Origin of the sequence: Neoroseomonas rubea (genome assembly GCF_016106015.1) — a bacterium.
GTDB lineage: Bacteria > Pseudomonadota > Alphaproteobacteria > Acetobacterales > Acetobacteraceae > Neoroseomonas > Neoroseomonas rubea.
In genome coordinates this window covers 1-6,703 of record NZ_JACADQ010000232.1, presented here as the reverse complement: position 1 = coordinate 6,703, position 6,703 = coordinate 1, and the positions used below count along the sequence as shown (strand labels likewise).

The following is a 6,703-nucleotide window of genomic DNA, read 5'->3' as shown; positions in this document are numbered from 1 at the left end:
CTGCGGGCGGTGCTCGCCGCGCGGGCCCTTGGGCTGGCTGGTGCGCGCCGGGGCCGGCGCGTCGCCCGCCGCGGGGGCGGTCATGCCCGCCCGGGTTTCGGCCGGGATCTGCTGGCGGATCAGTTTCTCGATCGCGCGCAGCTTGTCGCGGTCCTCGTGGGAGCACAGGGCGATCGCTTCGCCCGACGCGCCCGCGCGGGCCGTGCGGCCGATGCGGTGGACGTAGGTTTCCGGCACCTCCGGCAGGTCGAACTGGATCACGTGGGTCACGCCGTCCACGTCGATGCCGCGGGCGGCGATGTCGGTCGCGACCAGCACCGGGGCGGTGCCGTCGCGGAAGGCCGCGAGTGCCCGTTCGCGCGCGTTCTGCGCCTTGTTGCCGTGGATGGCGTTGGCGCTGATACCGTCCTGGTCCAGCTGCTTCACGATGCGGTCGGCGCCGTGCTTGGTGCGGCTGAACACCAGGGTGCGTCCGATGCCTTCCATGCGGAGGATCTCGGCGAGCACCTGGCGCTTGCCGGAGGCGGCCACGTGGATGACGCGCTGGGCGACCTTTTCGGCCGTCGTCGCCACGGGGGCGACGGACACGCGCGCGGGGTCCTTCAGCATCTCGCTGGCCAAGCGGTTGATTTCCGTCGGCATGGTGGCGCTGAAGAACATGGTCTGGCGCTGGGCCGGGATCGACTTCAGCAGGCGGCGGATGGCCGGCAGGAAGCCCTTGTCGAGCATCTGGTCGGCCTCATCCAGGATCAGCGTCTGGATCTGGTCGAGCCGCCCGGCGCCCTGGTCGAGCAGGTCCTGCAGCCGGCCTGGCGTGGCGACGAGCACGTCCACGCCGCGGGCAAGCGCCGTGCGCTGCGCGCCGAAGCCCACGCCGCCGAAGACGACCGCGACCGTCAGGCCGAGGTGCCGCCCATAGGCCTTGAGGCTGTCGGCGATCTGCGATGCCAGTTCGCGGGTGGGGGAGAGGATGAGCGCGCGGCAGCCGAAGCGCGGCGGCCGGCCCTTTTCCTGCGCGAGCCGATGCAGCAGCGGCAGGCCGAAGGCCGCGGTCTTGCCGGTGCCGGTCTGGGCGATGCCGAGCAGGTCGCGCCCTTCGAGCACGATCGGGATGGCCTGGGACTGGATGGGGGTGGGGGTGGTGTATCCTTCCTCGGCGAGCGCCTGGAGGATGCGGGTGTCGAGGCTCAGCGCCTCGAATTCATTGGTCACGATGATCCTGTCACGCGCGCGCGGGGATGCCGGGCGCGTCGGTGCGGAGAGAAGGTCCCGCGGGATTGGGACGATCCTGTTGGTCGGGCGCGCCGGCGCCCCAGGCCCGGGCCCGCACCGCGTGTCGTCTTGATGAGACGATCTGGCGGGGACCGATACCGCAGCCGGGGCGGCGCGTGCGGCGCGGTTCGACCCGCGCGACGCGGCCCCTATGCGCCCCCGGGCGTGGAAAAACAATGAAAAAGGTGAGTCGTGCTGACCGATGGGGTCACATGCCACGGGCGGCGGATGCTCACGCAGCGGCCTCCCCCTCATGCCAGCGGTCGAATTCTTCGACCGCTGGTATCCGTGTCGGCTTGCCCTCAGGCGCCGGGCGGAAACCTCCGGTTTCCTTGGCTCGCCAGACTCCTGGCGGGCCGCGTTCGCGACCTTGGCATCGGTCGGGAACCGATGCCGCGGGGATCATGGCACGCCGAGCATGAAGGCCGGCGCGGGGACGGTGTCGAAGCGGACCTCCTTCACCCCGGGCACCCGCTCGGCGAGGACGCGCAGCGCGGTGCGCGCCGTCTCGCTGCCGAGGAAGCCGTGGAAGGACACCACGCCGTCCTTCACCATGGGGAAGATGTAGCGTGTGCTGATCCAGGGTTCGTCGCGCATGGCGGCGTAGATGGCGCGGCGGATGCGCGGGTCGGATGCGTCTTCCTGCGCGCCGGCGGCGATCGGCGCCATGACCGCGCGCAGCAGGTCGGCGCGGGAGACGATGCCGACGAGCATCCCCTCGCGCAGCACCGGCACGCGGCGGATGCGGCGGGATTCGAGCAGGTGGGCCACTTCCTCGACCGTCGCGTCCTCGCCGACGGTGGCTAGGTCGGTCGTCATCACGTCGCCGACGCGCCGGCCATGCGTCTTGGCGTAGCGCGCCGCCTGGTCGGCATTGGCGCCGAGCAGGGTGGCGAGGAACGACGCCGGCTTCTCCTCCTTCGCCGCGAGGCGGCGCATCAGGTCGCCATCGGTGACGATGCCGAGCAGGCGCCCCGTGCCATCGACCACCGGCAGGCCTGAGACGGCGCGCTCGGCCATCAGCGCCGCGACGGCTTCGAGCGGCGTCTCGGGGGCGACCGAGACGGGGTCGGTGGTCATGATGTCGCGTGCGCGCATGGGCGTGTTCTCCGGCTGTTTTGCGCAGTTTCGGGGAAATCACGCCGCCGTGTCTTGACGCGGATCAAGGCGCGCGCGGCTTCACACCGGCAGCCGCACCCGCGCCCTGAGCCCGCCGAGCGGGCTTTCCTCCAGCACGATGTCACCGCCATGGGCGCGCGCGATGTCCCGCGCGATGGCGAGCCCCAGCCCCGTGCCGCCGGCTGAGAAGGAGGCGAAGGGACGGAAGGCTTCCTCCCGCTGTTCCTCCGGGATGCCGGGCCCGTCGTCGTCCACCGTCACCACCGCCCAGGCGCCGGCTTCCCCGCGCGGCACGCGGGCGAGGCCGACCGCGATCCGCCGCGCATGCCTGCGCGCATTGTCGAGCAGGTTGCCCAGGCAGCGTCGCAGCGCATCGGCGCGCAGCGGCATCACGAGGCCATCCTCCGGCAGGCAGAGTTCCACCTGCGCCCCGTCCCGCCTTGCCTTGGCGGCCGCTTCCTCGACGAGTTCCGCGAGGTCCGCGGGCAGCGCCTGCTCGATCCCTTCCCCGCGTGCGAAGGCGAGGTAGGCGGCGATCAGCCGGTCCATCTCCTCCACGTCCTGCGTCATCGCCGCGGCGTCGTCGCGCGCGGCGGCGGGCAGCATGGCGAGGCCGAGGCGCAGCCGGGTGAGCGGCGTGCGCAGATCGTGGCTGATGCCGGCCAGCATCTCCGTCCGGCTTTCGACGAAGCGGCGGATGCGCCCCTGCATGGCGTTGAAGGCGACCGCGGCCTGGCGCGCCTCGGCCGCGCCCTCAGGCTTCATCGGCCCGGGGTCGCGGCCGCGGCCGAAGGCCTCCGCCGCTTCCGCGAGCCGGCGGATGGCGCGCACCTGGTTCTTCATGAACAGCGCCGCGACGCCGAACAGCAGCAGCGAGGAGCCGACGACCCAGATGACGAACAGATAGAGCGTGCCGCTGAACAGCCGCTTGCGCGCCGCTTCGACATGCAGCACGCCATCGGGCAACTGCACGCGGATGATCACGCTGCGCGGGTCGGACTGCCAGTCCGTGTCGAAGGGCAGGCCGACGCGCTCGCGCAGCGCCGCATCGAGATCCTCCTCGAGCGGCAGCAGCGGCAGCGATGCCGCGCGATGCCCCGCCTGGCTCAGCGCCGCGCCGCTTTCGAGCGCGAGCGAGAGGTCGAGCCGCCAGGCGGCCTCGCGGAAGATCCAGCCGCGATCCTCCGCGCGCGGATTGCGCGCGAGAAGTTCCACCACCATCGCGACATCGCCCGCCACCGCCGCGGCGAGGCGGCGGGAGATGACGTCGAGATGGCTGCCGTAGAACAGGAACAGCGCCACCAACTGCACCGCGACGAGCGGAACGAGGATGATGAGAAGGGCGCGGCCGAGCAGGCCGCGGGGGATCAGCGCGCGCATTTCGTGGCGTGCGGGGGGAAGGGAACTTCCCCCCGGGCCCCCCAACCTTTTTTGTCTGTTGGGGACTGACAGCGGGAGTCAGTCGCCAAGAGATAGAAAAGGGAGGGGGCCCGGGGGAGGTTCACCCTCCCCCGCTCTTTCTTCTTCACGGCCCCGGCCTCAGCACGTAGCCGCGATGCCGCACCGTCTGGATGAAGCGCGGCTCGCGCGGGTCCGTCTCCACCTTCCGCCGCAGTCGCGTCACCTGCACGTCGATCGCGCGTTCGCCCGCTTCGGGCGTGCCGAGCGCCGCGCCGATATCCTCCCGGCTCAGCACCTCCCCCGGGCGGCGGGCGAGCGCCTGGAGCAGCGAGGCCTCGCCGCCTGTCAGCCGCACGATGCCCTCCGGGCCGCGGAGTTCGGCGCGTTCGACGTCGAACCAGCGCGGGCCGAGCTGCACCGGCACGCTTGGCGGGGCGGGCGCGGCCGCGGGCGCGGCGCGGCGGAGGATGGTGCGGATGCGCAGCTCGAGCTCCCGCGGGTCGAAGGGCTTGGCAAGGTAGTCGTCCACCCCCTGCTCGAAGCCCGCGATGCGGTCCTCCGGCGCGCCACGCGCGGTCAGCATCAGGATCGGCACCTCGTTGCCGTCGGCGCGCAGCGCTTCGGTGAGCGACAGGCCGGATTCCCCCGGCATCATCACGTCGAGCACCAGCAGGTCGAACATCATCGACGCGATGGCGCGCCGCGCCGCGGCGGCATCCGACACCGCCGTGACGCGGAAGCCGTGCTCGGTGAGGAAACGCTGCAGCAGGTCGCGCAGCCGCGCATCGTCGTCGACGACCAGAAGATGTGCGGGTTCCACCGCGCCGTTCATCGCGCGGGCTCCCCGAGCAGGTCGCAGGCCGCGCGCGCGTCCTCGCCCATCATCCCGCGCATCACGCGGCGGAAGCCTTCCACCGCGGCGGGGCCGGCTTCCCGATAGGCGCGCATGACCGTCTCCCGCTGCCGCTCGAACAGGCGGCGTTCCAGCGCCGCACCCTTGTCGGTCAGCGCCAGCAGGCGCTGGCGGCGGTCGGTGCGCCCCGGGGTCTGGGTCACGTAGCCCTCCTCGACCAGCGGCTGCAGCACGCGGCCCAGGCTCTGCTTGGTGATGCCGAGGATGCCGAGCAGGTCGCCCACCGTGATGCCCGGCCGGCGGCCGACGAAATGCAGCACGCGATGATGCGCGCGGCCCATGCCGAGCTCGGCCAGGATCTCGTCCGCCCCGGCGGTGAAGTCCCGGTAGCCGAAAAACAGCAGGTCCTGGGCGAGGCGCAGTTCCTCCTCCCGCAGGAACAGCAGGTTGCGCCCGGCGGGCAGCGGGCTGCGTTCCGGGGCTTCGACGACCTGCGCTGCGGTCTTGGCTGGCATGTGTTCGGCTCGACCTCCTCTTGGGTCAGTATCATTGACGCATCCGGCGTGTCATTCTAACTTATTGCCATCCTGCGCAACATTCTTTCGCTACCACGCGCCCGCACAGAGCAGAAACCCGGAAGGAAACGCAGCATGGGCCAGTTCCCGATCACCCGCACCGCCACGCCCAAGACGCGGCCGTCCGACGATTCGCTCGCCTTCGGCAAGGTCATGACGGACCACATGTTCCTGATGAACTACGAGGAGGGGAAGGGCTGGTTCAATCCACGCATCGAACCCTATGGCCCGCTCAGCCTCGACCCGGCGACCTCGGTGCTGCATTACGGCCAGGCGATCTTCGACGGGCTGAAGGCCTTTCGCGGCGACGATGGCCGCATCCGGCTGTTCCGCGCCGACCGCCACGCGCAGCGCTTCGACCGCTCGGCGCGAATCATGTCGATGCCGTCGCTGCCGGTGGAGCTGATCCGCCAGTCCTTCGACGCGCTCGTCTCGGTCGATGCGGACTGGGTGCCGCGCAAGGCGGGGACCTCGCTGTACCTGCGGCCGACGATCATCGCGACCGACGTGATGCTCGGCGTGCATCCGGCGCACAGCTACCTGTACTTCCTGATCCTCTCGCCGGTGGGCTCCTACTACAAGGAAGGCGTGAAGCCGGTGCGCATCCTGGCCTCCGACAGCCATGTGCGCGCGGTGCGCGGCGGCACGGGCGAAGCCAAGACCGCGGCGAACTACGCGCAGTCCCTCGCCGGCCAGCAGGATGCGGCCAAGGCCGGCTACACGCAGGTGCTGTATCTCGATGGCGTGCACCGCAAGTACCTCGATGAGGTCGGCACCATGAACATCATGGTCCGCATCGGCGACGAGGTGATCACGCCGCCGCTCGCCGGCACCATCCTCGATGGCGTGACGCGTGCCTCGGCCATCCAGCTCATGCGCGACTGGGGCCTGAACGTGCAGGAACGCGCCATCTCGATCGACGAGGTGATGCAGGCCGGCCGCGACGGCACGCTGCGCGAGATGTGGGGCACGGGCACCGCCGCCGTCGTCTCCCCCGTCGGCACCCTCGGCTACAAGGGGGAGGACGTGCTGATCAACGGCGGCGTCACGGGCGAGGTCACGCAGCGCCTGTACGACGCCATCACCGGCATCCAGTACGGCCGCACCAACGACCCGCATGGCTGGACCAGCCTCGTGCCCGAAATGGCGGAGGCCGGCTGATCCACCTCCGCGACGCGACGGCGCCCGACAGCGACGCCGTCGCCGACCTGCTCACCGCCTCCTGGCGCGACGCCTACGCGGCGCTGCTGCCGGCGGCGGTGCTGGACCGCCTGCCCACGCTCCACCGGGAGATGTGGCGCGCGCATTTCGCCGCCCCGCGTGCGGGCATCGTGCTGCTGGCGGAGGAGGATGGCGCGCTCGTCGGCTTCTGCGCCGCCTGGCTGGCCGATGGCGAATGCTACATCGACAACCTGCATCTGCGCCCGGGCCGCCGCGGCGGCGGGTTGGGGCCGCTGCTGCTGGGACGCGCGGCGGCGGCGCT

General features: G+C 71.4%; 7 protein-coding genes. 2 read left to right on the top strand and 5 right to left on the bottom strand.

What is annotated here, in order from left to right:
- The 5 genes from HW577_RS17955 to HW577_RS17935 all read right to left on the bottom strand — a co-directional run.
- The coding region (locus tag HW577_RS17955) for a DEAD/DEAH box helicase (protein WP_332837753.1) at nt 1–1,212 on the bottom strand (1,212 nt) is incomplete at its 3' end.
- Nucleotides 1,213–1,674: 462 nt separating this feature from the next.
- Nucleotides 1,675–2,370, bottom strand: coding sequence for a CBS domain-containing protein (locus tag HW577_RS17950; protein ID WP_198377516.1), 696 nt, complete (start codon nt 2,368–2,370; stop codon nt 1,675–1,677).
- A gap of 81 nt (nt 2,371–2,451) precedes the next feature.
- Complete coding sequence (locus HW577_RS17945; protein ID WP_198377515.1) at nt 2,452–3,771, bottom strand: ATP-binding protein; 1,320 nt, start codon at nt 3,769–3,771, stop codon at nt 2,452–2,454.
- A 145-nt stretch (nt 3,772–3,916) separates the two neighbouring features.
- Nucleotides 3,917–4,624 carry a response regulator gene (locus HW577_RS17940; RefSeq protein WP_198377514.1) on the bottom strand — a complete coding sequence of 236 codons (708 nt, stop codon included), beginning with the start codon at nt 4,622–4,624 and terminating at the stop codon, nt 3,917–3,919.
- Nucleotides 4,621–5,160 (bottom strand): MarR family winged helix-turn-helix transcriptional regulator, encoded by a 540-nt coding sequence (locus HW577_RS17935; protein WP_198377513.1) that lies wholly within the window; start codon nt 5,158–5,160, stop codon nt 4,621–4,623. The genes HW577_RS17940 and HW577_RS17935 overlap by 4 nt, the downstream gene beginning before the upstream one ends.
- Nucleotides 5,161–5,295: 135 nt before the next feature.
- Between HW577_RS17935 and HW577_RS17930 the strand changes: the two genes are divergently transcribed.
- Together HW577_RS17930 and HW577_RS17925 are read left to right on the top strand one after the other, a co-directional pair.
- On the top strand, nt 5,296–6,381 hold the full coding sequence (locus tag HW577_RS17930) for a branched-chain amino acid aminotransferase (RefSeq protein ID WP_198377512.1): 1,086 nt from the start codon (nt 5,296–5,298) through the stop codon (nt 6,379–6,381).
- Nucleotides 6,382–6,479: 98 nt separating this feature from the next.
- Nucleotides 6,480–6,703, top strand: a 224-nt coding sequence (locus HW577_RS17925; RefSeq protein WP_198377511.1) for a GNAT family N-acetyltransferase, incomplete at its 3' end; no start/stop codon positions are given.